Source organism: Stenotrophomonas sp. 71799_Sma (assembly GCF_056482505.1).
In genome coordinates this window covers 51,789-78,227 of sequence record NZ_CM151202.1, presented here as the reverse complement: position 1 = coordinate 78,227, position 26,439 = coordinate 51,789, and the positions used below count along the sequence as shown (strand labels likewise).

General features: G+C 67.3%; 23 protein-coding genes. 12 read left to right on the top strand and 11 right to left on the bottom strand.

The annotated features are described in order from the left end of the window. Positions 1–177: 177 nt before the first annotated feature. A protein-coding gene (locus ACZK4Z_RS00335; protein ID WP_132810585.1) for an IS3-like element ISStma2 family transposase occupies positions 178–1,529 on the top strand; the annotation gives its coding sequence in 2 pieces (ribosomal slippage) (positions 178–625 and positions 625–1,529; 1,353 coding nt in all). A gap of 127 nt (positions 1,530–1,656) precedes the next feature. Here ACZK4Z_RS00335 and ACZK4Z_RS00330 read toward each other — a convergent pair. Beyond that, positions 1,657–3,633 (bottom strand): UvrD-helicase domain-containing protein, encoded by a 1,977-nt coding sequence (locus ACZK4Z_RS00330; protein WP_125892686.1) that lies wholly within the window; start codon positions 3,631–3,633, stop codon positions 1,657–1,659. A 101-nt stretch (positions 3,634–3,734) separates the two neighbouring features. On the opposite strand from ACZK4Z_RS00330, the gene ACZK4Z_RS00325 reads away from it, so the two are divergent. Then, complete coding sequence (locus tag ACZK4Z_RS00325; RefSeq protein WP_008264720.1) at positions 3,735–4,355, top strand: thymidine kinase; 621 nt, start codon at positions 3,735–3,737, stop codon at positions 4,353–4,355. A gap of 95 nt (positions 4,356–4,450) precedes the next feature. Next, a complete protein-coding gene (locus ACZK4Z_RS00320) occupies positions 4,451–5,155 on the top strand; it encodes an SEL1-like repeat protein (RefSeq protein ID WP_125892684.1) in 705 nt (234 codons plus the stop codon). Between the two features lie 42 nt (positions 5,156–5,197). Here the strand turns inward: ACZK4Z_RS00320 and ACZK4Z_RS00315 are convergent, their stop codons facing one another. From ACZK4Z_RS00315 to ACZK4Z_RS00300, 4 genes are all read right to left on the bottom strand, one after another. After that, positions 5,198–6,802, bottom strand: a complete 1,605-nt coding sequence (locus ACZK4Z_RS00315) for an OpgD/OpgG family glucan biosynthesis protein (RefSeq protein WP_012509627.1) — start codon at positions 6,800–6,802, stop codon at positions 5,198–5,200. A 105-nt stretch (positions 6,803–6,907) separates the two neighbouring features. Beyond that, positions 6,908–7,720: a bifunctional DNA-formamidopyrimidine glycosylase/DNA-(apurinic or apyrimidinic site) lyase gene (gene mutM, locus ACZK4Z_RS00310; protein ID WP_049422377.1), complete on the bottom strand. Its 813-nt coding sequence runs from the start codon at positions 7,718–7,720 to the stop codon at positions 6,908–6,910. 19 nt (positions 7,721–7,739) lie between these two features. Beyond that, the gene (locus ACZK4Z_RS00305) at positions 7,740–8,072 is read right to left on the bottom strand and encodes an EF-hand domain-containing protein (protein ID WP_125892682.1); all 333 of its coding nucleotides are present in this window, start codon (positions 8,070–8,072) and stop codon (positions 7,740–7,742) included. Beyond that, complete coding sequence (locus ACZK4Z_RS00300) at positions 8,069–9,271, bottom strand: DesA family fatty acid desaturase (protein WP_032128677.1); 1,203 nt, start codon at positions 9,269–9,271, stop codon at positions 8,069–8,071. Before ACZK4Z_RS00300 ends, ACZK4Z_RS00305 begins: the two co-directional genes overlap by 4 nt. A gap of 151 nt (positions 9,272–9,422) precedes the next feature. Here ACZK4Z_RS00300 and ACZK4Z_RS00295 point away from each other — a divergent pair, with 151 nt between their 5' ends. After that, the gene (locus tag ACZK4Z_RS00295) at positions 9,423–10,244 is read left to right on the top strand and encodes an ABC transporter ATP-binding protein (protein ID WP_100467667.1); all 822 of its coding nucleotides are present in this window, start codon (positions 9,423–9,425) and stop codon (positions 10,242–10,244) included. A 143-nt stretch (positions 10,245–10,387) separates the two neighbouring features. Here ACZK4Z_RS00295 and ACZK4Z_RS00290 read toward each other — a convergent pair whose 3' ends face one another. Beyond that, entirely contained in the window at positions 10,388–11,590 is a 1,203-nt protein-coding gene (locus tag ACZK4Z_RS00290; RefSeq protein ID WP_125892680.1) for a DUF4785 domain-containing protein, read from the bottom strand. An 11-nt stretch (positions 11,591–11,601) separates the two neighbouring features. Beyond that, a complete protein-coding gene (locus ACZK4Z_RS00285) occupies positions 11,602–12,480 on the bottom strand; it encodes a hypothetical protein (protein ID WP_032128674.1) in 879 nt (292 codons plus the stop codon). 262 nt (positions 12,481–12,742) lie between these two features. Here ACZK4Z_RS00285 and ACZK4Z_RS00280 point away from each other — a divergent pair, with 262 nt between their 5' ends. Beyond that, entirely contained in the window at positions 12,743–13,582 is an 840-nt protein-coding gene (locus tag ACZK4Z_RS00280) for an acid phosphatase (RefSeq protein ID WP_125892678.1), read from the top strand. Positions 13,583–13,694: 112 nt separating this feature from the next. On the opposite strand, the gene ACZK4Z_RS00275 is transcribed toward ACZK4Z_RS00280, so the two are convergent. Continuing rightward, positions 13,695–15,968: a TonB-dependent receptor gene (locus ACZK4Z_RS00275; RefSeq protein WP_071228650.1), complete on the bottom strand. Its 2,274-nt coding sequence runs from the start codon at positions 15,966–15,968 to the stop codon at positions 13,695–13,697. Positions 15,969–16,127: 159 nt separating this feature from the next. On the opposite strand from ACZK4Z_RS00275, the gene ACZK4Z_RS00270 reads away from it, so the two are divergent. Further along, complete coding sequence (locus tag ACZK4Z_RS00270; RefSeq protein WP_032129262.1) at positions 16,128–17,144, top strand: TIGR00266 family protein; 1,017 nt, start codon at positions 16,128–16,130, stop codon at positions 17,142–17,144. Positions 17,145–17,428: 284 nt separating this feature from the next. Next, a complete protein-coding gene (locus tag ACZK4Z_RS00265) occupies positions 17,429–18,421 on the top strand; it encodes a patatin-like phospholipase family protein (protein WP_478451093.1) in 993 nt (330 codons plus the stop codon). A gap of 39 nt (positions 18,422–18,460) precedes the next feature. Here ACZK4Z_RS00265 and ACZK4Z_RS00260 read toward each other — a convergent pair whose 3' ends face one another. Then, entirely contained in the window at positions 18,461–20,461 is a 2,001-nt protein-coding gene (locus tag ACZK4Z_RS00260; RefSeq protein WP_125892676.1) for a hypothetical protein, read from the bottom strand. An 87-nt stretch (positions 20,462–20,548) separates the two neighbouring features. Beyond that, complete coding sequence (locus tag ACZK4Z_RS00255; RefSeq protein WP_004153377.1) at positions 20,549–21,031, bottom strand: Lrp/AsnC family transcriptional regulator; 483 nt, start codon at positions 21,029–21,031, stop codon at positions 20,549–20,551. A gap of 125 nt (positions 21,032–21,156) precedes the next feature. On the opposite strand from ACZK4Z_RS00255, the gene phhA reads away from it, so the two are divergent. Beyond that, positions 21,157–22,050: a phenylalanine 4-monooxygenase gene (gene phhA / locus ACZK4Z_RS00250; RefSeq protein WP_125892674.1), complete on the top strand. Its 894-nt coding sequence runs from the start codon at positions 21,157–21,159 to the stop codon at positions 22,048–22,050. 83 nt (positions 22,051–22,133) lie between these two features. Here the strand turns inward: phhA and ACZK4Z_RS00245 are convergent, their stop codons facing one another. Beyond that, on the bottom strand, positions 22,134–23,189 hold the full coding sequence (locus ACZK4Z_RS00245) for a LacI family DNA-binding transcriptional regulator (RefSeq protein ID WP_125892672.1): 1,056 nt from the start codon (positions 23,187–23,189) through the stop codon (positions 22,134–22,136). 239 nt (positions 23,190–23,428) lie between these two features. Between ACZK4Z_RS00245 and ACZK4Z_RS00240 the strand changes: the two genes are divergently transcribed. The 4 genes from ACZK4Z_RS00240 (at position 23,429) to ACZK4Z_RS00225 (ending at position 26,418) form a co-directional block, all read left to right on the top strand. Continuing rightward, positions 23,429–24,019 carry a cysteine dioxygenase family protein gene (locus tag ACZK4Z_RS00240; RefSeq protein ID WP_049399007.1) on the top strand — a complete coding sequence of 197 codons (591 nt, stop codon included), beginning with the start codon at positions 23,429–23,431 and terminating at the stop codon, positions 24,017–24,019. 116 nt (positions 24,020–24,135) lie between these two features. Then, on the top strand, positions 24,136–24,774 hold the full coding sequence (gene eda / locus ACZK4Z_RS00235; RefSeq protein WP_125892670.1) for a bifunctional 4-hydroxy-2-oxoglutarate aldolase/2-dehydro-3-deoxy-phosphogluconate aldolase: 639 nt from the start codon (positions 24,136–24,138) through the stop codon (positions 24,772–24,774). A 95-nt stretch (positions 24,775–24,869) separates the two neighbouring features. After that, positions 24,870–25,898, top strand: a complete 1,029-nt coding sequence (gene adhP / locus ACZK4Z_RS00230; RefSeq protein WP_125892668.1) for an alcohol dehydrogenase AdhP — start codon at positions 24,870–24,872, stop codon at positions 25,896–25,898. Between the two features lie 127 nt (positions 25,899–26,025). Then, positions 26,026–26,418 (top strand): hypothetical protein, encoded by a 393-nt coding sequence (locus tag ACZK4Z_RS00225; RefSeq protein WP_125892688.1) that lies wholly within the window; start codon positions 26,026–26,028, stop codon positions 26,416–26,418. The last annotated feature ends 21 nt before the right edge of the window (positions 26,419–26,439 follow it).

The window sequence follows — 26,439 nt, the reverse complement described above, 5'->3', positions numbered from 1 at the left end:
CCCCCGGCTGTTGCTTTTGATTTTCTTTTTTCTTTTCCGTGGCTGGCGCGCACGGAACCTGTCAGAGGCCGGGCGGGTGGGCTGGGCGGGACCGTCCGCGGCATGGATGCCGCGGCCGAGCCCCCATGGTGAAGTGACCCCCGGGAGTTGGACACCAGATCCAACCCCGAGGGATACATGAACAAATACGACGCGCGTTTCAAACTGCAGGTCGCCAAAGAGGCCTGCAAGACCTCCACATCGGTCAAAGCCATTGCCCGTCGCCACGGCCTGGAGTTCTCCACGGTCAGGCGCTGGGTGGCGACCTATCGGCTGCATGGTAGGCGGGGATTTCATCGCCAGGCCCGGTCCTATGACCTCCCGTTCAAACTGGCTGTCCTGGAGAAGATGAGCCAGGACGGCTTGTCCGGGCGGGAGGCCACCACCTACTTTCAAATTGGCGATGCCGGCGCGGTGGGACGATGGCGGCGCCTGTATGCTCAAGGCGGTGCCCAAGCGTTGGCACCCCCTCCGCCGCCGCCCCGAAAGCCGATGAAAAAGACCCGTTCGTCCAAGCCACCTGAGGATATGAGCCGCGATGAGCTGCTCAAGGAAGTCGCCTATCTGCGTGCGGAGACCGACTACCTAAAAAAACTCGATGCCTTGATCCGGGAAGAGCAGGCGGCGCAGGACGCAAAGCGCAAGCCGTCCAAGGATTGAGGCAGGTTCATACGCTGTCGCTTCTGCTCGAAGCAGCTGAGCTGTCACGCAGTACGTTCTATTACCAGAACCATGTCCTGGCCCATCCGGATCAGGATGAGGCAGCCCTGTGCGAGCGCATCCGTGCAATCTACGATCAAAGCCAAGGGCGCTATGGCTATCGCACGGTGACGCTGGAATTAGCCAATCAGGGTCATCGGACCAATCACAAGCGGGTTCAGCGCCTGATGGGGGAGATGGGACTGAAATCGCGGGTGCGTGTGAAGCGCTACCAGGCCTTCAAGGGGGCGGCCAATGTTGTGGTTGGCAATGACCTCAATCGCCAGTTCCATGCCGAGCGGCCCAACCAGAAGTGGGTGACTGACGTGACCGAGTTCAAGGTGCAGGGCATGAAGCTGTACCTGTCGCCGATCATGGACCTCTACAACGGTGAAATCGTGGCTTATCAGATCAAGCGTCGGCCCGTATTTGATCTGGTGGGTCAAATGCTGGAGGAGGCCATCAAGAAGCTTTCCCCGGATGAGCGCCCCATGATCCACTCCGACCAGGGCTGGCAGTACCAGCATGAAAACTACCGGCATATGCTGGAAAAGCACTCGTTGAAGCAAAGCATGTCCCGGCGCGGCAACTGCCTGGACAATGCGGCGATGGAGAGCTTCTTTGGAACGCTGAAGTCGGAGTTCTTCTACCTGAACAGCTTTGACAGCCTCGAGAGTCTGGAGGCTGGGCTGGTGGAATACATCCAGTACTACAACGAAGAGCGCATCAAACTGAAACTGAAAGGTCTGAGCCCGATAAAGTACCGGGAGCAGGCCCAATCGGCCGCCTGACCCCGTCCAAGTCTCGGGGGTCACTTCATGGACGGGTTTACGGCGTGTCCCGACCAGCCCACCCGCCCGGCCCACCACGAATGCGCTGCGAACGGCGGCAGCCACGAGGGGCTGCGCCGTTCGCCGGTCAATCGAACAGCGCCTCGATCGCCGCCAACCCCGCACTCGCCCGTTCCTTCTTGCGCACCGCATCGGCCACCGGATCAGCACCATCGCGCTGGATCTCCTCCGCCGGAATCTCCTCGAAGAACCGGCTCGGCTTCAACCGCACGTGCTCACCGAACTTGCGGGTCAGCTTGCTGTAACTCATCCACAACTGGATCTTGGCGCGGGTGATGCCCACGTACAGCAGGCGCCGCTCTTCCTGCAGGTTGCCCTCGTCCAGGCTGACCTGGTGCGGCAGCACGCCATCCTCGCAGCCGACGATGAACACGTACGGGAATTCCAGGCCCTTGGAAGCATGCATGGTCATCATGCGCACCTGGTTGCCGCCCTCGTCCTTGTCGCTGCGCGACAGCAGCGCCAGCTGGCCGGCCAGGTCGGCGGCAGTGGCACCGCGCGGGCCCCCCTCGAACCACTGCGCCAGTTCCTCGATGTTGTTGGCACGGCGCTGGTAACTCGCCTCTTCCTTGGCCTGCTGGCGCAGTTCGCTGAGCAGGCCGGATTCCTTGGCGACCTTGCGGATCATGTCGCCGGAAGTGACCTGTTGGGTCTGTGCACGCAGGTCACGCAGGATGTCGGTGAAGCGCGCCAGGCTGTTGGCCGCGCGCGGGGGCAGTTGCTGCAGGGCACCGATCGCCTCGGCAGCCTGCGCCATCGGCATGTCCTTCTCCTGCGCCAGCTCGGCCAGCTTGGCCAGCGTGCCGGCACCGACGTCGCGCTTGGGTGACTGCACCGCACGCATGAACGCGGTGTCGTCGTCCGGGTTCACCAGCAGGCGCAGCCAGGCCAGCGTGTCCTTCACTTCCTGGCGTTCCAGGAACATGGTGCCGCCGGTCAGGTGGTAGGGAATGCGCAGCAGCTGCATCGCCTTTTCCAGCGGACGCGACTGGAAGTTGCCGCGGAACAGGATGCAGAAATCACTCCACGGCACATTGCGCGACTGCGCCACGAAGGCGATCTCGGCGGCAACCTTTTCCGCCTCATGTTCGCTGTTGCGGCACTCCCACACGCGGATGCGTTCGCCGTCGGCCTGGTCACTCCACAGCTTCTTCAGGTGCTCGTGCGGATTGTTGGCGATCAGGGCATTGGCCGCGCGCAGCACGCGGTTGGAGCAGCGGTAGTTCTGCTCCAGCTTGATGATCTCCAGCGTGGGATAGTCGCGCCCCATCTGCTGCAGGTTTTCCGGATTGGCGCCGCGCCATGCATAGATCGACTGGTCATCGTCACCCACGCAGGTGAAGTTGCCCTTGTCACCGGCCAGCTGCTTGAGCAGCCGGTACTGCGCGTCGTTGGTGTCCTGGCATTCGTCCACCAGCAGGTAGCCGATGCGCTCGCGCCAGGCCAGCGCGATCTCCGGATTTTCTTCCAGGATCTGCACCGGCAGACGGATCAGGTCATCGAAGTCGACCGCATTGAACGCCGTCAGGCGCAGCTGGTAGCGCTCGTAGACGCTGGCCGCCTCCTTTTCGCGATTGCTGCGCGCGGCGGCCATCGCCTGTTCGGGCGACAGGCCGGCGTTCTTCGCGCGCGACACCAGGTTCTTCATGTCCTCGATGTCGTCAGGCTTGGCCCCGTACATCAGGTCCTTGATCTGCGCAGCGGCATCGTCGGCATCGAAGATCGAGAAGCCGCGCTTCAGGCCAACGGCCGCGTGCTCGATCTGCAGGAACTTCAGGCCCAGCGCATGGAAGGTGCAGATGGTCACCTCGTCGGCGTCCTGCTCGCGCAGGCGCTTGGCCACGCGCTCGCGCATTTCCTTGGCCGACTTGTTGGTGAAGGTGATCGCCGCGATGCGGCGCGCCGGATAGCGGCCGCAACCGATCAGGTGGGCGATCTTTTCCACGATCACACGCGTCTTGCCGCTGCCCGCGCCGGCGAGCACCAGCAATGGACCTTCGATGTGCAGGACGGCGGCGGCTTGGGGGGGATTGAGACCGTGCATGGGATGGGGATTGTAGCGGGGCCGGGTGACGACCACAGCGGGCCGCCGGTGGGGTTGCTGAACGGCTTCGGCGAAGCGGGGCTGCGGCGTACAATCCGTCGATGGCCAAGCTCTACTTCTACTATTCGGCGATGAACGCCGGCAAGACCACCACCCTGCTGCAGAGCGCCCACAACTACCGCGAGCGCGGCATGCGGGTGGCGATCCTGACCCCGCGCCTGGACGATCGTGCCGGCGCCGGCGTGGTCGCCTCGCGGATCGGCCTGCGTGCGGACGGCATGGCCTTCGACCGCGATACCGACCTGCAGCGCTGGGTCGAGCAGGATCTGGCAGCCAACGGCCCGATGGGCTGCGTGCTGGTGGACGAGGCGCAGTTCCTGACCCGCGCCCAGGTCTGGCAGCTCAGCGAAGTGGTCGACCAGCTGCGCATTCCGGTGCTGTGCTACGGCCTGCGCACCGACTTCCGCGGCGAGCTGTTCGAAGGCAGCCAGTACCTGCTGGCCTGGGCCGATGAGATGCAGGAGATCAAGACCATCTGCCACAGCGGCAAGAAGGCGACGATGACGGTGCGTGTGGACGAGCATGGCCACGCGGTGCAGGACGGCCCGCAGGTGGAGATCGGCGGCAACGACCGCTACGTGTCGGTCAGTCGCGCCGAGTTCAAGAAGATCACCCGCGGCGAAGGGCGGATCGATCCGGCGCAGGCGCCGCTGCCGCTGTAGCAGGCGCGCCGGTGCGCCATGACCTCCAGCGGTTTACAAGCACGCGCTGTCGCGCCTAGGCTGCGGCTCCCCTGCTGCCGAACTGGACGTCCGACATGCGCTCTGCCCTCCTGCTGCTGCCGCTGCTGTTGCTGCCCCTGCTGGCCACCGCGGCCGAGCGCCCGTCAGGTGAAGACGATGCGGCGGTGATCGGCGCCGGTTTCATGGACAGCCACCCGGACATGATGTACCGGCAATGGGGCGTCAACGCGCTGCGTCGCAACGATGTCAACGGCGCGATGGACAACTTCCGGCTGGCCGCGCGGTATGCGGACAAGCCTGCCCAGGGCTACCTCGGCGAGATGTACTGGTACGGGGTAGAGCAGCCGCGCAATCCGGTCATGGCCTATGCCTGGATGGAGGTGGCGGCCGAACGTGGCTATCCGTTGTTCGTCGAGCTGCGCAACGAGTACTGGGCCACGCTGCCGCTGGAGCAGCATGATGCGGCGCGCGCGCAGGCAATCGCGCTGCGCGCCGAGTATGGTGACGAAGTCGCGCGCCCACGCATGGCCGAAGTGCTCAGAAAGGGGCGCCGCGAGATGACCGGCAGCCGCGTCGGCTCGATGTCCAACAACGTCGACATCGTGTACATGGACGGCGGAATCTCCCGCACCATCAAGGCCGATCGCCTCTACGACCCGAAGTACTGGGACCCGAAGCAGTACGAACGCTGGCAGGACGAAACCTGGATGAAGATCCGCCGGGGCACGGTGGAAGTGGGTGTGCCGACCCAGTCGCACGCCACCGACAGCAAGCCTTGAAACAACGGTGCCGGCGTGTAGCCGGCACCGGGCCGCATCCATTCAGTACAGCGTGCGCTCCGGCGCACCTGCCGGCGGCGGGGTGTACTGGTACAGCCAGGTCTCGGTGAGGGTCTTGCCGCCACTGCGCAGGAACAGACGGATGTCGATCTGCTCGGTGCTGCCTTCCGGCGGCACCAGGTCGAACATCGCGCGGTAGCCGTTGATCTCGCGCAGCGGGCGCGCCGACACGATCTCGACCCGGCCACGGCTGGCTTCCACCACGGCCTCGACCTCGCCCTTGTCGATCAGCCTGGCCAGTTCGCCGCCTTCGAAGTCCACCGCGAAGCGCCAGCTGAAATACTCGCGCTTCTTGCCGACCACGCCACCCAGGCCGGTGCGGCTGGCCACGCAGTGCGCCAGCGGCGGCCGTGCCGGCGGTTCGGCGCCCCAGTACAGGCGGTAGCCGACCAGCAGCTCCTGGCCCGGCTGCGGCTTTTCCTTCGGGTTCCAGAACGCCACGATGTTGTCGAAGGTCTCGTCCACGGTGGGAATCTCCACCAGCTGCACCGAGCCCTCGCCCCATTCGCCCTTCGGCTCCACCCACAGGCAGGGGCGCTTCTCGTAGAACACGCCGTCGTCCTGGTAGTGGTCGAAGTTGCGGTCGCGCTGCAGCAGGCCGAAACCACGCGGGTTGCGGTCGACGAACATGTTGAAGCGCAGGTTGCGCGGGTTCAGCAGCGGTCGCCAGATCCATTCGCCGGCACCGGTCCACAGCGACAGGCCATCGGTGTCGTGGATCTCCGGGCGCCAGTCCCATGCCATGCGGCGGTCGTTCTCGCCCACCTGGTACATGCTGGTGCACGGGGCGATGCCCAGCCGCTCGATCGCCTTGCGCGGGTACAGCGCGCTGTCGATATCCATCAGCAGCACGTCGCCGTTGGTGATGGCGAAGCGGTACGCACCGGCCACGCTGGGCGAATCCAGCAGGCCGTAGACCACGATCGTCTCCGAATCGGCCGACGGCTGCTCCAGGTAGTAGGCGATGAAGTCCGGGAATTCCTCCGGCTTGCCCATGCCGGTGTCGATCGCCAGGCCGCGCGCGGACTGGCCGTACTGGCCTTCCTTGCCGACCGCGCGGAAGTAGCTGGCGCCGAGGAAGGCGGCGAAGTCGCGGTCGGTGTCCTTGCGGGTGTTCAGGCGGAAGCCGGCGAAGCCCAGATCGGCCGGCAGCTCGCCGTCCTTGATGCCGCTCTTGCCGTAGTTGAACGCCGCGCCGTCATAGGCCAGCTCCTGCGCCTTGCCGTCGACCACGTCGAACATGCGCACCGGCGAGTGGAAGTACAGGCCCAGGTGGAAGAACTTGGCCTGGAACTTGCCAGGCTGGTCAGCCCACAGCGCATGGTCCTGGCGGTAGCCGATCGACTGGTACTGGTCCCAGTCCAGGCCTTCCAGGCGGCCCGGCAGCACCCGCTTGTGGCTCTTGTAGGGTGCCTGTGCCAGCGCGCGCGCCTGGCCCTTCAGGGTGGCGAAGTCGAACGGCTGCGGCTGGCCGAGGCGGCGCAGGCCCATCTGGCCGCTCTTGCTGGCCGCGCACGCGGGCAGGGACGGCAGGCCGAATGCAGCCAGGGCGAGGGAGGCATTGCGGATGAAGTCGCGTCGTTGCATGCAGGCGCGTCAGGCACAGAGGGAAGGTCGGCCATCATAGGCAGACAAACGTTAACGGGCAGCGGAGACGTGCCCTGCCCGTTCAGCTGCCGCTGGCCGCCCGGCTCAGCGCTGGCAATGGCTGCACCAGACGCTGGCGCGCTGGCCGATGGTGGCGTGCTTCAGCGCGCGACCACAGTTCGGGCAGGGCAGCCCATCGCGGCCGTACACCAGCAGTTCCTGTTCGAAATAGCCCGGTGCGCCGTCAGGGCTGATGAAATCGCGCAGCGTGGTGCCGCCACGGGTGATGGCGTAGCCGAGGATTTCCTTCACCGCGTCGGCCAGCCGCTGATAGCGCCCGCGCGAGATCTTGCCGGCCTCGCGCAGTGGACTGATGCCGGCCTTGAACAGGCTCTCGGCGGCGTAGATGTTGCCCACGCCCACCACCACCGCCTGGTCCATCAGGAAGGTCTTCACCGGCGCGCTGCGGCCACGGCTGCGGGCGAACAGATAGTCGCCGTCGAACGCGTCGTCCAGCGGCTCCGGGCCCAGCCCCTGCAGCAGCGGATGGATCTCACCGGCGGGCTGCCAGAGCAGGCTGCCGAAGCGGCGCGGGTCGTTGAAGCGCAGCAGGCGGCCGTTGTCCAGGCTGATGTCGACGTGGTCGTGGGCGCGCACCGGCGTATCACCGGGCAGCACGCGCAGGCTGCCGGACATGCCCAGGTGCAGCACCGCGCTGCCGATGGCGGTATCCAGCAGCAGGTACTTCGCGCGCCGGCGGATCTCCTCGATGCGCTGCCCCGGCAGCAGCTCGGCCACTTCCGGCGGAATCGGCCAGCGCAGGTCGGCGCGACGCAGGATCACGCCATGCACGCGGCGACCCTGCAGGTGCGGCGCCAGGCCGCGGCGGGTGGTTTCGACTTCGGGCAGTTCAGGCATGAACCGATTCTACGCCCGCTCAGCGTGGCGGTGCCGCCAGTTCACGGGCATCCAGGACGCCATCACCGTTGGCATCCTGCTTGTGGAAACGCTGCACGATCACCTGCCGCTGCTGCTCGCGGCTGATCGCCCTGCCCTTGCCGCCCGGCAGCTCATCGGCGCCCAGCACGCCATCGCCATTGCGGTCCATGCGGTCGAAGGCATACAGCATCCACTGCACGTACTCGGATTCACTCACCCGGCCGTCGCCATCGCTGTCCATCCGCTGCAGGTAGCTGGTGGTGTCGGTGACCTGGGCCAGCGCCACGCCCGGCAGCAGCACCGCCAGCAGAACCCCGTACCCAGCCCTCACGCGCCCACCAGGCTGTAGCCCTTCAACCGTGCGGCATAGGCCTGCAGCGCGGCGATCCCGCTTTCCTCGGCCTCACGGCACCACGCCTGCAACTGATGCAGGCGCTCAGCGGCATCGTGGCCGCGGGCCTCGAGCAGCGCCGCCAGCCGCGCGCGGTACTCGACCAGGGTGCGGATGCGCGGGCGCTGCGCCACCCATTCGCTGAGCTGGGCACGACTGTCCGGCTTCAACCAGCGGCCATCGTTGACCAGGCCACGGCGCAGCCGGCGTGGCAGCAGGCGGCGCAGCTTGGCCCCGGCCTGCACGGCTTCCTCGCGCAGGGCCGGCATGAACACATTGCGCTGGTAATCGGTCATCGCCTGGAAGCGGTGCGACAGCAGCGCCTTCAGGGTTTCGGCATCGGGCACCGCGATGTTCGGGCGCACGTCCATGGCCGGCGCCACCCGCAGCACCTTGGCCAGGCGCAGCGCCTGCAGCAGGCGGATCGCACTCCAGCCGATATCGAACTCCCAGCGCCGCATCGCGAAGCGCGCCGAACTGGGGAAGGCATGATGGTTGTTGTGCAGCTCCTCGCCACCGATCCAGAACCCCCACGGCGTGAGATTGGTGGAGGTGTCGGCGGACTCGTAGTTGCGGTAGCCCCACCAGTGCCCCAGGCCATTGACCACGCCCGCGGCCCAGAACGGGATCCATGCCATCTGGATCGCCCACAGGGCCACGCCCGGCAGGCCAAACAACACGGTATTGATCGCGAACAGCAGCACCGGCCCCAACGTGGCATGCGGGGTATACAGGCGGCGCTCGATCGCATCATCCGGGGTGCCGCGCCCGTACTGCTCGATGTCCGCGCGCATGCCACGCGCTTCGCGGTACAGCTCCACGCCGTGCCAGAACACCTTGCCGATGCCACGGGTGACCGGGCTGTGCGGGTCGTCCTCGGTCTCCACCTTGGCGTGGTGCTTGCGGTGGATGGCCACCCACTCGCGGGTGATCATCGAGGTGGTCAGCCACAGCCAGAAGCGGAACACATGGGCCAGCGCCGGGTGGAAATCGACCCCGCGATGGGCCTGGCTGCGGTGCAGGTACAGGGTCACCGAGAAGATGGTGATCTGGGTGAAGACCAGCAGCACCGCCAGCATGGCCCACCACCCCAGGCCGAGCACACCACCGGTCAACAGGGACATCAGGGCATCTGGCATGACGGCTCTCCGGATCGACGCGGGGATGGCAGACATCATGGGCGCTTGCGTTGCAAACTGCATCCCTGCGGCGATGCTTTGCATCGCCATCCGAGGCACCGTTCACAGTTGGGGACCTGAGTTGTCGAGCCTTGATCCACGCGCCAGCGCCATGACCGCCGCCCCGCCCCTGCCGGAGCTGCCCCCCTTGATCGAACTGGACCGCGCCACCGTGGTACGCGGCCAGGTGAAGGTGCTGCACGGGCTCAGCCTGCGCATCGCGCAGGGCCAGCACACCGCCCTGCTCGGCCCCAACGGCTGCGGCAAGTCCACCTTCATCAAGCTGATCACCCGCGAGCTGTACCCGCTGGCCCAGGGCGACGGCGCGGTGGCGGTGAAGGTGCTGGGCCAGAACCGCTGGCAGGTGGACCGGCTGCGCTCGCAGCTGGGCATCGTCACCGGCGACCTCAGCAGCAACCTGGCCGACATGCCCGGGCTGACCGTGGAACAGGCGGTGCTGTCCGGCTTCTTCGCCAGCTACGTGGTACCGGCCTTCCGCGAGGTGACCGCCGACATGCGTGCACGCGTCGGCGAGACACTGGCGATGACCGGCGCGCTGTCGCTGCGTGAACGCGCCTACGCAGAGCTGTCGGCCGGCGAGACCCGCCGCGTGCTGATCGCCCGCGCGCTGGTCAACCGGCCGCAGGCACTGCTGCTGGATGAGCCCTCCACCGGCTTGGATCTGGTCGCCCGCGAGCAGCTGGTGGCGACCATGCGGGTGTTGGCACAGCAGGGCATCACCCTGGTGCTGGTGACCCATCACATCGAAGAGATCATTCCCGAGATCGAGCGGGTGGTGCTGCTGCGCGACGGCCGCGTACTGGCCGATGGCACCCGCGCCGAGCTGCTGCGCAACGAACCGCTGTCGGCGGTGTTCGGCGGTGCGATTACGGTGGTCGAGCAGGAAGGCCGACTGACCGCGTACGCGGGATAGACAGATGCATCGCTCTCCGTAACCGTCTGTAGAGTCGAGCCATGCTCGACTGCCGTTCGCCGCGAGCAGAAGCAGCCGAGCATGGCTCGGCTCTACAGAAGGCGGGGCAGCGGGCCGGATGTTCCGGCCCGCCACCGCTTTGCTCAGAACCGCAACGCCAGTGCGCGCGACTCGATCGGTGCCATCCGGCTCTGGTCCTGCAGCTGCAGGTCGCGCAGCTCGTACGGCGCACCGAATCCGGCCGGCAACGCCGCCTGGTCGAACGGCAGCGCCAGCTGGCCTGCGCCCGGGCCATCGAACCACGCGGCCGCATGTGCCTGTGCGACCGGCTTCAACTGGCCATCGCGGGCCGTGGCGTACAGCGTGCCCCGCGCCTCATAGCGGCCGGCGGCGGCCACCTGCAGCGGCAGCGCCACCTGCCGACTGGCCGGGTCCGGCGCGGCCTGTCCACTGAAGCGGGCAGTCGGCCGTGCCACCGCAAAGGCGACCTTGCCATCGCGCAGCACACCGTCGGCCTGGGCGAACACCTGCAATTCCCACAGCCCCTGCACGCTGCCGACGTCGGCGGGGATCCGCACCTGCGCGCGCAGGCTGCCATCGGTGGTTCGCAGCAACCGCTGCGGCCAGCTGCGGCCATCCGGTGCGACCAGCAGGGCTTCACCGCCCAGCCCACCACGACGCGATGCCAGCTGCGCGGTGGTGGCGCCGTCTTCCAGCAGGCGTGCCTGCAGCTGCATGTTACCGCCGGCCAGCACCTGGGCCTGGTTGGCCTGCACCTCCAGCCGCAGCGGGCTGTTCGGCTCCAGCACCTGTACCACGTAGCGGCCCTGGGCCTGCGCGCTCTGCAGCGTGTAGGCACCGACGGCACTGGTCGCGCCGGTACGCAGCATGCTGCTGCCATCGCTGACCGGCATGCCGGCGTCCTGCAGCGCGCGCGCATCGACACTGCGCGCCACGCTGCTGCGGCCGGCCGGGTCGCGCACCTGTAGCGTGTTGGCCGGCAGCGCGCGGGCACCTGCGGTCGGGCTCAGCTGGATCACCGCATCCGGCGCCGTCAGTGGCAGGTCCAGGCCTCGCTGCAGCTGCGTACCATCAACCTGCTGCCAGTAGCTGCGGCTGACCGAGGCATACGGCGTGGCCGCCTGCAGCGGTTGTGCTGGGTCCAGCGCCCAGGCAAAGGCCAGTGGCGCGTGTTCGCTCTCATCGGTGGGAAGCGGCGCGGCTACCAGGGCGGCAGGCACCTGATCGCCCGCACGGGCGGCCTGCAGCGGCTCCGCGGCCTGCGCTGCGGAAAGGGACAGCACTGCCAGGGTGGCGCCGGCCAGCAGGGTGGATTGAATCGTCATGGTCGTCTCCCTCACTGGGTCAGGTCGTTGCGCAGCAGGGTGCCGAGGCCGAAGCACTCGCGGCGGCTCTGGTTGTGGCTGAGTGGTTCCGCGCCCTGGGTGCGCGCCTTGTCGGTGAACCAGGTGGTGCCTGCGGCCTTCTGGCTGCTGCACTCCAGGAAGCCATCGGAGCAGGACGACAGCCAGTTCTGGGTGAACTCCAGGCCGACATTGGCTGCATAGCCACCGCAGTAACTGTTGCTGTCCCACACCGCCGATTCCACATCGCTGCCGACCACCGCACGGAACGGTTTGGGCAGCGCCGGGCGGCCAGCGGTGCCGTAGAGGTTCTGCGCGTTGTAGGTGGCCATGCTCGCCACCTGCTGCTGGCGCACGGCGTCGTTCTTGTAGCCCAGCAGCCAGCCCAGCGAGGTTTCAAAGGTGTTGCCGTTGAGCACCGCATCGGCCAACGGCGTGCCGGCCGAAGACGGTGCCAGCGCGTTGACCTTGCGCACCGTGCGGATGATCTTCGGATAGCGGCTGTCATAGGTCGGGTTGGACAGGATCCAGCGCATCACGTTGCCGCCGTTGGAGTGGGTGATCACCACCAGCTGGGTGATGCCACGGCTGTCGATGAAGCCGGTCAGCTGATTGGCCAGGCAGCCGGCCGCTTCCGGCTTCCACATGTACTGGGTGAAGTCGCAGTTGATGACCACATAGTTGCTGCTGTTCGGCAGGCCCTGGCGCACGGTGTCGATGATCGCCGGCTGCCAGTAGTCCTGGGTGGCGTTGGTCTGTGCGCCGGTGCCATGCACGAAGGCCACACCGACCACGTCGGCCGCCTGTGCCGGCGCGGTTGCCAGCCCGAGGAGCAGGGCCAGGACGGTACTTCCTGTTGCGGTGCTGCGCATCGCTTCTCTCCCTCTGTCAACGGATCCCCCCGACCCGGCTGGAACTGGACGGCCCCTGGTGCTTGCCGTTGTGCCGATGCTCGCGGCGAGGCCGCGTGAAAGTCCGTGCGCTGCGCCCGGATTCAGGAGACTGACGTCACTCGATGACGCTTTTCATATCGCCGGGATGACCATGCCGGGTCTGGCCGTATGACCGATGGCCACTGCGGTGTCGTATACGGGCTGCGATCATGGCGCGATGTTTTTCCTCCGGAGCCTGTCCATGTCGCTGATTTCCCACCCTGCCCGCCCGCTGCTCGGCCTTGCCGTCATCGCGGCCCTGGCCGGTTGTGCCGCCACCGCCGCCAAGCCGACCGCCGTCGAAGCCAACATCACCACCAAGGCGGTGGGCTATCTGGACAAGAGCGCGGTACCGGCCAGCCTCGACCTGGTGCCAGCACCGCCGGTGGCCGGTTCGGCCGCCCTCGCCCTCGACGAACAGGTCAGCCGTGAAGCCCGCGCGCTGCGTGGCAGCCCGCGCTTCGCCCAGGCCGGTGTCGATGCGGAACTCGGCTTCCCAGAAGGCGCCAACCACTTCTCCTGCGCCGCCGACATCGACGTCGATGCGGTGAAGACCCCGGCGCTGTACCGCCTGCTGGAGCGCAGCCGGATCGACGCCAGCGCCGCCACCAAGGCCGCCAAGAACCACTACCAGCGCCCGCGCCCGTTCATGGTCAATGGTGAACCGACCTGCTCGACGAAGGACGAAGAAGGCCTGCGCAAGAACGGCTCGTATCCGTCCGGCCACACCTCGATCGGCTGGGCCTGGGCCCTGATCCTGTCGGAGATCGCACCGGATCGCGCCGATGCCATCCAGGCCCGCGGCCGCAACTACGGCGAGAGCCGCCTGGTCTGCAACGTGCACTGGCAGAGCGACATCCTCGAAGGCCGCTTCATGGGCGCCGCCGCCGTGGCCCGCCTGCATGACAACACCGCGTTCAACAAGGACCTGCTGGCCGCACGCAAGGAGATCGCTGCCGCGCGCAAGGCCGGCCTGCACTCCAGCCGCGACTGCGCGGCCGAGGAAGCGGTGCTGAAGGTGCGCCCGCAGAGCGCGCTGTAAGCGCCTGGCGGTTCAATTGTTGCCGGCCAGCGGCCGGCACTACCGATGGGTGTAAAGCAGAAGGGCCGGCATTGCGCCGGCCCTTCTTCATTGCATCTACGCGGTCACCGCATCAGAACTTCGCGGTGAACTCCACGCCCCAGGTACGCGGCTCGTTGAGGAAGCCGGTCAGGTTGTTGAAGTCGATCGCGCCGACCACGCGGGTCTGGTTGGTCAGGTTGCGGCCGAACACGGCCACGTCGTACTGGCCGTAATCCCAGTTGTAGCCCAGGCGCAGGCCGCCTTCCAGCGAACTACGGCCGCGGAATTCCGGCGACTCGTAGATGAAGAAGTTCACCGCGCTGCGGTAGGCCCAGTCGGTGTAGGCATACAGCTCGCTGCCATCGCTGAGCGGGAAGCCGACACGCAGGGTCGCGTTGTGGATCCACTTCGGCGCCTGCGGCAGCGGGTTGCCGTTCACCAGCGCATAGGTGCCACCGTTGATGACGGTGGTCGGGTCGTTGATGGTGCAGCCACCGCCGCAGATCGCTACCGCCAGATCCTTGTCCTTGATCTCGGTGTCGTTGTAGCTGCTGCCGAAGGTCAGCAGCACGTTGTCGGCCAGATAGGCTTCCAGGTCCAGCTCCACGCCCTGGCCGATGGTCTTGTCAGCGTTGAGCAGGGTGGCGGTGTTGTTGGTGCCACCCACGGCGATCAACTGCTGGCCGTCAACGTTGTAGCGGAACACGCTCAGGCCCAGGCGCGCGCGGCGCTCGAACAGGTCGGCCTTGATGCCGGCTTCGTACGAGATCACCTTCTCCGAATCGGCCTGCGACAGGCCCGGCGCGAAGGCCAGGCGGCCCTGGATCGACGGCGCACGGAAGCCCTTGGCCACGCGGGCGTAGGCATTCACGTTGTCGGTCAGCTTGTACACGCCGCTGACATCCCAGCTGACGTCGTTGACGTCGGTGTTGGCCAGGTACGGGCCACTGACCGGGGTGCCGAACGGAAGGACGGCCTGCAGCACGCTGGCGTTGAAGTCCTTCTTGTCCTGGGTGTAGCGCACGCCGGCGCGCAGCTTGAAGCGGTCGGTGACATCGAAGTCACCCGAGGCGAACACCGCCCAGGCCTTGTTGCGCTGGTTCTGCACCACGTGGCCGGTCTGCGGATTGCCCGGCTTCAACGAGTTGTAGTTGAAGTTGTTGATGGTCACGTCTTCGTCGAAATAGAAGACGCCGGCCTGCCAGTCGAAGCGGCCCCATTCGTTGGATTCAACGCGGAATTCCTGCGTCCACTGGCGATGGTGCGGCAGGCCGTCGGCCGACTCCGACGAGAACGGGATGAAGCCCGGCCCATAGTTGCCAGCGCCCAGCGATGCGTCGCCGTAGCCACCGTCGATGTCACCACGATTGAGCGATTCGGCGGTTTCATAACCGGTGATCGAGTGCAGGGTCACCGAACCGAGGTTCCACTGCAGGCGCGCACTGCCGCCCCAGGTCTCCAGGTCGGAGAAGTTGACGCCATCGTTGGCCACCTTGTCGCGATCGAAGTTCTCGACCAGGCCGTTGCCACCCTTCTGGATGATGTTGGCGCGGAACAGGCGCGCGGTACCGTTGAGCTTGCGCTTGTGCAGGTTGAACAGCGCTTCGAAGTCGTCGCCTTCGTACAGGAACTGCACGCGGCCGGCGGCTTCGTCATAACCTTCGAAACCGCTGTTGGGCGCACCGGCGCGGGTGTTGTCGACCCAGTCGTCACGGCGCTGGTAGATGGCCGAGACGCGTGCCGACCAGCGGTCGGTCAGCGGGCCGCCATAGGCGCCCTGCACGTTCCAGCTGTTGTAGCTGCCATAGCCCACGCGCACGTAGCCGTCGGCATCCTGCGACGGGCGCGCCGAGTCGAACTTGACCACGCCGGCCGGGGTATTGCGACCGAACAGCGTGCCCTGCGGGCCGCGCAGCACTTCCACATTGGCCAGGTCGAACAGCGGGAAGCCCTTCAGCAGCGGGCTTTCCTGCACCACGTCGTCGTACACCAGCGACACCGGCTGCGACGCATTGAGGTCGAAATCGGTGTTGCCCAGGCCACGGATGTAGAAGCGCGGGAAGGCACGGCCGTAGGACGACTCGATGTTGAGGCTGGGCACGCGCGCGGCCAGGAAGCGGATGTCATCGCCCGCCGAACCCAGCACATCGAGCTTCTCGCCCTGGATCGCGCTGATCGCGACCGGCACGTCCTTGGCGTTCTCGACGCGGCGCTGCGCGGTCACCTGCAGGGCATCAAGGGCAACCGGATCCTTGGCAGCGGGAGTTTCCTGGGCGGCTGCTACCAGCGGCAACAGGGCGGAAAGAGCGGCAACGAGGGGGCGCGCGACCGGAAGGCGGCCACGGGAAGTGCGGGTCGGAGACATGGCGGTAGGCTGTGTTTGGAGGGGTGGTAAAACGGCGCTACCAGATAATTGTTGCAATACAGCACCTGCCCCGCAAATGCCTGCCGTTCATGGCCGCGTCGCTCCGGCCCCCGCGCCCTCGCTAGACTCGGGGTTTTCCAGCCCTGCAGAGCCGCCGCGATGACCCAGTGGTACTTCCATGCCTCCGCCCAGGCCGAGCGTATCGGCCCGCTTGATGACGAGGCCGCGCGCCGTTATGCGCAGGCCAACCCGCGCGCCCTGGCCTGGTGCCAGGGCATGAGCGGGTGGACCTCGATTGCCGAGGTGCCCGAACTGCAGTCCGCGGCCCCGGGCATGCCGAACACCCCGCCGCCGGTCCCCGCCGCGGCCAGCGGCCGCGCCGACGACATCGAGTTCCGCATCGTCGGCCATGAAATGCAGTTCGTGGAGATCGAGCTCGACCCCGGTGAGAGCGCCATTGCCGAGGCCGGCGCATTGATGTTCAAGGATGCCACCGTGCAGATGGACACGGTGTTCGGCGCCGCCAACGGCGACCAGGGCGGCGGCTTCATGGGCAAGGTGATGGCCGCCGGCAAGCGCGTGCTGACCGGCGAGAGCCTGTTCGCCACCGTCTACACCCAGAGCGGCCACGGCAAGGGCAAGGTCGCCTTCGCCGCGCCCTACCCCGGCACCGTGCTGGCAATGAAGCTGGACCAGCATGGCGGCCGCCTGATCTGCCAGAAGGACAGCTTCCTGGCCGGCGCGCGCGGCGTGCAGATCGGCGTGCAGTTCCAGCGCAAGATCATGACCGGCCTGTTCGGCGGCGAAGGTTTCATCATGCAGAAGCTGGAAGGCGACGGCTGGGTGTTCATCCATGCCGGCGGTTGCGTGGTGGAGCGCGAGCTGGCGGCCGGCGAGCGCCTGGATGTGGATACCGGCTGCGTGGTGGCCTACCACCCGACCGTGGACATGGACGTGCGCCGGGTGGCTGGCATCAAGAGCATGCTGTTCGGTGGCGAAGGCGTGTTCCTGGCCACGCTGACTGGCCCGGGCAAGGTCTGGCTGCAGTCGCTGCCGTTCTCGCGCCTGGCCGGCCGCATGTGGATGGCCGCGCCCCAGGGCGGTGGCCAGAACCGCGGCGAAGGCTCGGTGCTGGGCGGCCTGGGCCGGATGCTGGACGGCGACAACCGGTTCTGACCGCCTCCGGTCGTGCCGGCCGCTGGCCGGCAGCCCCATGGACCTTGGCGCGCATCCCGGTAGTGCCGGCCGCTGGCCGGCAGCCTCATGGACCTTGGCGAGCGTCCCGGTAGTGCCGGCCGCTGGCCGGCAGCCTCATGAACCGCTGCCAGGTTCCCAATGATTGCCGGCCAGCGGCCGGCACTACCTTTATGAATGGGCGATGTTTCCCACCCTGCCCGCCCCGCCACAGCTTCGGTATGCTGGCGCCCTTTCCTGAATCCGGCGCCGCGAGCGCACTGCCGATGAGCCTGTTCCGTCCCCGCATGCTGCTGTCCGTCGCCCTGATCGGCCTGCTGGCCGGCTGCGGTGGCGATCCGGTCCGCCCCACACCGCCGCCGGCGCCGACCGTGGTGCCGCAGGCCAAGCCGGTGAAGATCGGCATCGCCCTCGGTGGCGGCGCAGCCAAGGGCTTCGCGCACATCGGCGTGATCAAGATACTGGAGGCCAACGGCTTCGAACCGGCCGTGGTGTCCGGCACCAGCGCCGGCAGCGTGGTCGGTGCGCTGTACGCCAGCGGCATGGACGCGTTCCAGATGCAGAGCAAGGCGGTCGCGCTGGACGAAGCCAGCATCCGCGACGTGCGCCTGTTCTCCGGCGGCCTGGTGCAGGGCCAGAAGCTGCAGGACTACGTCAACGAGCAGGTTGCCAACCGTCCTGCCGAGCGCCTGAAGAAGCCGTTCGCCGCCGTCGCCACCCAGCTCGAAACCGGCGAGCGCTCGATCTTCGTGCGCGGCAACGTCGGCCAGGCGGTGCGCGCGTCGAGCAGCATCCCCGGCGTGTTCGAACCGGTGAAGATCGGCGGTCGCAACTACATCGATGGCGGCGTGGTCAGCCCGGTGCCGGTGGATGCCGCACGCCAGCTCGGCGCCGACTTCGTGATCGCCGTGGACATCTCCAGCAAGGCCAGCGGCAAGGCGCCGACCGACATGCTGGGCATCGTCAACCAGTCCATCTCGATCATGGGCCAGCGCCTGGGCGAGCAGGAACTGGCGCGCGCCGACATCGTCATCCGCCCGAAGGTACTGGACATCGGCGCCGCCGATTTCAGCCAGCGTGGCACCGCAATCCTGGAAGGCGAAAAGGCCGCGATGGCGGCGATGCCGCAGATCCGCGCGAAAATCCAGCAGCTGCAGCGCGCACGTGCCGCGGCGGCCGCACCGGCACCGGTGGCCGCGCCGAAGTGCGAGGAAGCCTCGCGCCTGGGCAAGCTGATGGGCCGCAAGGACAAGTGCTGACCTGAGCCAGCGTGTCGCTTCCAGACAGCGACGCGCATGCTAGCGCGCGGGCCGGTAACCGCTGGCCTGCTGCCGCTCGCGCCTGCGCATCTGGCGCGCCTGCTCCTGCAATGTCGCCGTATGCTGCAGCTGTTCCATGCCATCGGCCGGCACATGCAGCTGGCGTCGCGCACGGGTCAGTGCCAGATAGACTGCGCGCACCGGGTTGTGCCAGATGCGCCCGCCCTGCCCCGCACTGAAGCAACCGGGCGACAGCGAGACCACGTCGAACTGCAGGTTCTTCGCGTGTTCGGCCAGGCACAGCGCCACCCGCCCTTCAGCGGGCGTGTCCTGGTCATCGAGCGCCTGCAGCAGTGACTGCACCCGATCGGCAGACGCAAACAGTTCGACCAGCGCGCCCTGCCCTTCGTCAGCCTGCGTGGCCAGGACGTGCTTCCATGCCGGGTCCGAGGCGCTGTCGCGGCGCCGGCGCCACGCATCCAGCGGCCGCTGCAGCACGCTGCGCAGCGCACGCAGCGATGCCGGATGCAGGTAGGGCCGCAGCCCGAGCGCGTGCAGCTGTGCCGCATCCAGGGCCAGATCGGCGACGCTGCCATGGATGCGCAGGCCCTCGCTCGGCACCTGCGCCCAGTCGCGGTAATGCAGCACACCGGTGGCGCGGTCGGTGGCACCGACGAACGGCCCACTTTCCTGGCCCAGTCCATCCAGTGCCAGGGTCTGGTTGACCAGGCCCTCGACCTGGTTGCCCTGGCGCACCGACTGGTGCATTTCCAGCACCTTCGACGCGGCCCAGCGCGGCACCGTACCGGTCAGGCACTGGTGCGGATCACCCAGGCTGACCACGCCAGGCGCATGGCCGGCCAGCAACTGCTTCCACGACGGGCTCAGGTCATGCGCCTCGTCCACCAGCAGCATGCCCATATCCTGCGGCGGGGTGACGCCGCGCAGCGCCAGCCACTTGCCGATGTGCGCCGGGCTGAGGCTCAGCAGCGTGCCCCGCTGCAGCTCGGCGTCGAACATGCAGCGCCAGACGTGCTCGGCGGCCGCCATGTACGGCGACACATCGAGCATCGCAGCGGGCACCGAACGGTCGAAATGCTGGAAGGCCATGCGCGGCGCGGACGAGGCGCACCAACGGTTGATGGCCTCGAACGCGGTCAGCAGCACCTGCTCCGGGCTGCGCCCACCGATGCCCTGCAGTCCGATGCGGCCGGCAATCTCGCGCGGAGTACGGGTGCTGCGCCGGTAGCTGGCAACGAAGCCACCGGTCTGGCCGCTGCGCGCGGCGTGCTGGGCCACGCGGTTGGCGAACTCGATCTGGGTCAGCAGGCGCACCGCAGTGCTGGCCGGCACGCGGGCGCGGAAGGCTTCCACCTGCCCACGCGAGGGCGCCACGTAGGTGTAGCGGCCCGGCCGCGCCTCCATCAGCGCCAGCACCAGGTGGCCCTTGCCGGTGCCGGCATAGCCATCGAGGTCGATCAGCTCATCGGGGTTGGCGGCGATGGCGCGCAGCACGCGGGCCTGCTCGGAGGTGTACAGGCCATGGTGTTCGACCGACCGTGCATCCTCGGCGACAACCTCATCCTGCGTGGCCTCGTCATCGTCACTGGAAAAGGTGGCGGGAAAGCGGATCTCATGTTCGACCAGGGTTTCCTGACAGGCCTGCTGCAGGGCCAGGCCCGGATACTCCCGTGGCGACTGCGCGATGACGTCCTGCAGGATCTCCGCCGGTGTCAGCAGCACGCCGTGGCCGGCCAATGCGCTCAGCCAGGCATCCAGCTCCGGTTGGCCACCGCCACCGGGCCCGGCCAGCTGTGCAGCCGCGCCTTCGTTGCCAGCAAACAACGCGCAGGCATCATGCAGCAGGCGCTCGATCTCGGCCGCCGGATGCAGGCGCGTCCGGCACAGCTGCGCGGCCATCAGGCCGGCCTGCTCCACTGCGGTCTGCGGTGGCGTGCCATGGGCAACGTAGCGCGCCAGCGACTTGCGCTGCAACGGCAGGAACGTGGTGGTGGGCAGCGGGTGCTGGAGTTCGGGCATGCGTGGAACCGGAAAGGAACGCTGCGACGCGCGCAGGGCGGAGATGCTCGGCTACCCGCCCGGCGCCGTCAAATCGCAGCGGCGCGTTCATTCCAGCTGCGAAAGCGGCAATGCCTGGAAGCCCTTCACCGTGCGCAGCACGAAGCTGGAATTGGCATCGGCCACGCCGCCGGCATTGAGCAGCCGGTCCAGCAGGAAGTGCGAGAAGTGCTCCAGGTCGCGCACGTAGACGTGCAGCAGGTAGTCCATGTCGCCGGTCAGTGCATGGCAGGCCACCACTTCATCCCAGCCCTGCACGCTGTCCACGAAGTGGCCGATGGCGGCCTGGTCGTGCTTTTCCAGCTGCACGCGCACGAAGGCCTGCAGGCCCAGCCGCAGCTGCCGTGGCTCCAGCCGCGCGCCATAGCCGACGATCACGCCCTCGCTTTCCAACCGCTGCAGGCGACGCAGGCAGGCCGAGGGCGAGAGGTTCACCCGTGTCGCCAGCTCGGCGTTGGTGGCGCGCCCATCCCGCTGGATTTCAGCCAGCAGGCGTATATCCGTGCGATCGAACTGGACTTCTCCGGCCATTGTTGCCCCGCAACATGGTGAGTACGCAAGGATATTGCGCCAACAAGGCCAATCGACGCAACTTTTGCAACCCTGTTGCGCGCGCCCTGCCCTAGCATCGTGGGTATCCCGTCAAGGAGTGCCCCATGGACCTCGCCCAGCCCCGCCGCGTCGAACACCAGCAGACCGACAAGGGCTACGTGCCGGTGTATACCACCGCGCTCGTCGAGCAGCCGTGGGACACCTACAGCGCCGACGACCACGCCACCTGGAGCACGCTGTACCAGCGCCAGCGCGAACTGCTGGTCGGCCGCGCCTGCCAGGAATTCCTGGATGCACAGGACGAGATGGGCATGAGCGCGCACATGATTCCGCGCTTCGACCAGCTCAACGAAGTGCTCGGCGCCGCCACCGGCTGGACCCTGGTCGGCGTGGAAGGCCTGCTGCCGGAACTGGACTTCTTCGACCACCTGGCCAACCGTCGTTTCCCGGTGACCTGGTGGATCCGTCGCCCGGACCAGATCGATTACATCGCCGAACCAGACCTGTTCCACGATCTGTTCGGCCATGTGCCGCTGCTGATGAACCCGGTGTTCGCCGACTACATGGAGGCGTACGGCCGTGGCGGCGTCAAAGCCCACGCGATTGGCCCGGATGCACTGCAGAACCTGACCCGCCTGTACTGGTACACGGTGGAGTTCGGCCTGATCGATACGCCCGACGGCCTGCGCATCTACGGCGCCGGCATCGTGTCGTCGAAGGGCGAATCGCTGTACTCGCTGGAGTCGGCTGCGCCCAACCGCATCGGTTTCGACCTGCAGCGGATCATGCGCACGAAGTACCGCATCGACACCTACCAGAAGACCTACTTCGTCATCGACAGCTTCGAACAGCTGATGCAGGCAACGTCGCCGGACTTCACCCCGATCTACGCGACGCTGTCTGATCAGGCGCATCTGCCGGCGGGCGATGTGCAGGCCGATGACCGCGTGTTCCAGAAGGGCACCGGCGAAGGCTGGGCCGACGGCGGCGATGTGTAGGCGAACGGCGTACAGCGCTTCGCATTGAACGGAAAACGGCGCACCTGGATGCGCCGTTTTCGTTGCTGCCGAGGGCAGGGCACTCAGCCGTCCACGGCCCGGCAGGAACCGCGCACCATCAATTGCGGATGCACGCTGGTTGCGGTCGGCGCATCCGGCACGTCGGCCTGCACCAGCATCGCCGCCGCCATGCGCCCGATGTCGGACACATGGCGGCGCACCGAGGTCAGCGGCGGCCACAGCCGCGACGCCAGTGGGCTGTCGTCGTAGCTGACGATCGACAACTGCTGCGGCACCGCGATGCCCGCACGCAACGCCACCTGATACACGCCGGCAGCCATTTCGTCGTTGCCGGCAAAGATCGCACTGGGCCGTTGTCCACCCATCAGCAGCCGTTCGGCGGCATGCACGCCCGACTCGAACGTATCGCCCGCTTCCAGCACGCGTTCACCCGGCAGCGTCAGGCCCACCTGCGCCAGCCGGTCGAGGAAGCCATGGGTGCGCTCGCGTGCGGTACGGCGGTCACCCGGACCGGCAATCACCGCGATGTCGCGGTGGCCGAGCGAGAGCAGGTAGCCCGCTGCCGCGGCTGCACCGTCGCGATCATGGGTGACCACGGCCTGTGCCTCGTCATCCGACACATGCGCGTTGATGCGGACATAGCGGCATTCGATGCCGTCGAGCATCTCCGTCAACGCAGCCGACTCGGAGGCACGCGGGCCCAGGATCACGCCGTGCAGCTTCTGCTGCTGCACGAAGCGCCGCACGCCGTGCGCGCAGTCCGGAGACTGGCTGTCGCAGGGATGCACGACCAGTTCATAGCCGGTGCCGCGCAGCGCTTCCAGCGCGCCGTGCTGCAGGTCGACGATGCATTGGGCGCCCGGGTCGTCATACACCAGGCCGATCAGGAAGGAGCGGCGGAACGCGAGGCCGCGCGCCAGGGGGTCGGGCACGTAACCGACCTCGCGCATCAACGCCTCAACCTTGTCGCGGGTGTCTTTGCGCACCAGCGGCGAGTTGTTGATGATTCTTGAAACCGTTTTCTTGGAAACTCCCGACAGTCGTGCGATGTCGTTGATCGTGGCAGCCTTGCCCTTCGATGCCGGCAACGCGGCATCGCTAATAATTCGCACTGACATGTATAGAACCAGGTAAGTCGGAGAATTCTAGCCTTGCGCCCGTGGGGCGCGAAGTTGCGGAATGTCGCAGCGAAGATGGATCGCGTCGTGTTCGACCGCTTCTGCTGCGCGAGGTTCCATTGTGATCGCTCTACTTGATGTCCATCTGAACCGTTCTTCCGCGCGTGTTCACCTTGAATGCGGGCGCGACGCGCGCGAACGCCAACATTCCCTTAACCAGGCTCCGCTACAGTCGGGGCATGGACCTGCAGACTTCTCCGTTTCCGGTGTTCCGTGGCCGCGACAGGTTGATCGCTGCGGTCGACGCGGCGATGACCTCCGGTGATGCCGAGCGCATCACCGCCGACCTGCAGCTGGCGCTGCAGGAAGCCATCGCGGACAGCCGCATCGAATTGCCCGAGTGCGTACACCGTCCGGTCAGTGATCATTACGCGCGACGCCCGCTGTACCACAGCCGCGAACACGGCTACAGCGTGATTGCCATGAGCTGGGGCCCAGGGCAGGGCACGCCGCTGCACGACCACGATGCCATGTGGTGTGTGGAGGGAGTGTGGTCAGGCGAGCTGGAGATCACCCGCTATGAACTGCTGGAGCGCAACGGTGAGCGCTGCCGCTTCCGCCGCCACGCCGTGCTGCGCGGGGGCTGCGGCAGTGCCGGCAGCCTGATTCCGCCGCACGAGTACCACACCCTGCGCAACGCCAGCAACGAAGCGCTGGCGATCTCGGTACACGTGTACGAGGCGCAGATGGAGCGCTCTGCGGTGTTCGATCCGCTCGGTGGTGACTGGTACCAGCGTCGCATCCAGGCATTGCAGGCCGACCCGGCCTGAGCCGGGGGCAGGGCGGGGCACCACCAGCACCGTCGTGAGCCACGTGGCATCATGCGCCGCTGCGCTGCCGGACCCGGCGGCGATCCGCGATGCCCGGTCGGGCAAGGAGCAAGACGATGTCCAGCGCTGATCCGCGCCTGCGCGCGCTGTTGAAGCTGGCACCGGTGATTCCGGTGTACACCCCCGAAGATGTGAATGAAGCGGTCGAAGTGGCCCAGGCGCTGTTCCGCGGCGGCCTGCCGGTGATCGAAGTGACGCTGCGCACGCCGCAGGCGCTGGATGCGATCAAGGCGATGGTCGAGGCCGTGCCCGATGCGGTAATCGGTGCCGGCACCGTGCTCAACGCCGCGCAGATGCAGGCAGCCAAGGAGGCCGGTGTGCGTTTCGCGGTGTCCCCCGGTGCCACGCCGACGCTGTATGCCGCCGCGCGTGATGCCGACCTGCCGTACCTGCCCGGTGCCGCCACTGCCTCCGACCTGATCCTGGGCCTGGAGCACGGCCACGACACCTTCAAGTTCTTCCCGGCGGTGCAGGCCGGTGGCGCTGCGTTGCTGGCGGCCTGGCACGGCCCGTTCGCCGATGTGCGCTTATGCCCGACCGGCGGCATCAGCGCGCAGACCGCGCCGCAGTTCCTGCACCTGCCCAACGTGCTGTGCGTGGGCGGCTCGTGGCTGACCACCCCGGCGCTGCTGCAGACCCGCGACTGGGATGCGATCGAGCGTCTGGCCCGCGAGGCCTCGGTACTGGCCGGCTGAACCGCTGCACGAATCGTCAAAGGTTTGATCGTGATCAAAGCGCCGGCCTCGAGCCGGCGTCATTCTGTGGGCAAGCGCACTACGGAGATCCGAACATGAATTCGACCATGAAGGCCGCTGTCGTGCGTGAGTTCGGCAAGCCACTGGTGATCGAGGAAGTCTCGGTACCGCGCCCGGGGGCGGGCGAGGTGCTGGTCAAGATCGAGGCCTGTGGCGTCTGCCACACCGACCTGCACGCCGCCGAGGGCGACTGGCCGGTGAAACCGAACCCGCCGTTCATCCCCGGCCACGAGGGCGTGGGGCACGTCGTGGCCGTGGGAGGCGGGGTAGGGCACGTCAAGGAAGGCGACAGGGTCGGCATCCCCTGGTTGTACTCGGCGTGTGGCCATTGCGAACACTGCCTGGGTGGCTGGGAAACGCTGTGCGAGACACAGCGCAACACCGGTTACTCGGTCAACGGCGGCTTCGCCGAGTACGCACTGGCCGATGCCAACTATGTCGGCCTGCTTCCGAAGGACGTGGGCTTCGTCGAGATCGCGCCGGTGCTGTGCGCCGGCGTGACCGTCTACAAGGGCCTGAAGGTGACCGACACCAAACCCGGTGACTGGGTGGCGATTTCCGGCATCGGTGGCCTGGGCCACATGGCGGTGCAGTACGCCCGCGCGATGGGGCTGAACGTGGCTGCGGTGGATGTGGACGACAACAAGCTGGCATTGGCCCGGCACCTCGGCGCGCAGATCACCGTGAACGCGCGTACCACCGATCCGGCCGCCTTCCTGAAGAAGGAAATCGGCGGCGCGCACGGCGCGCTGGTCACCGCGGTGTCGCCGAAGGCGTTCGAGCAGGCGCTGGGCATGGTCCGCCGTGGCGGCACCGTCTCGCTCAACGGACTGCCGCCCGGTAATTTCCCGCTGGACATCTTCGGCATGGTGCTCAACGGCATCACCGTGCGTGGCTCGATCGTCGGCACCCGGCTGGACCTGCAGGAGTCGCTGCAGTTCGCTGCCGAAGGCAAGGTCGCGGCCACGGTCAGCACCGACCGCCTGGAAAACATCAACGACGTGTTCGCGCGCATGCACGCGGGCACCATTGAAGGCCGCGTGGTGCTCGACTTCGCCGCCTGACCGCCTGTGCATGGCCGCCGTCGCTCCGTCCCCCTCTCCCACGGACGCGGCGGCCATGCCTATCCCCCGGTGGTGCCGGCCGTTGGCCGGCAACCCCAGGCATTTCGCGCCGCCGTACAATGCGCGCATGCCCGGCCTGCTCAAGACCCTGTTCCTGTCCCTCGTCGCCCTGATCGGCGGCGTGCTGTCGCTTGCGCTGGTCAGCAGCGTCGCCAGCTGGCTGCCCCCGTTGCTGGGCATGTCGCCGGACAACAACTGCGTGCAGCTGGGGTGGGACCTGGCCTTCAGCGTGCTCGGCGGCGTCGCTGGCATTTCCTTCGCCACCTACTACGCACCGTGGTGGCCGCGTTCGCATGGTTTTTCGATCTGGTCGTTGATCGCACTCGGATGCGGTTACGCGATGTGGAGCGCCGGCGCGGATTTCCCGCTGTGGTTCGTCATTTCGCTGCTGGCATCGCTGCCGTTGCAGCTGCTGGCCGGCTGGTGGTTCGGCCGCCGCGCGTCGCGCGATCCGCGCTGAGCGCATCCAGGTAGTGCCGGC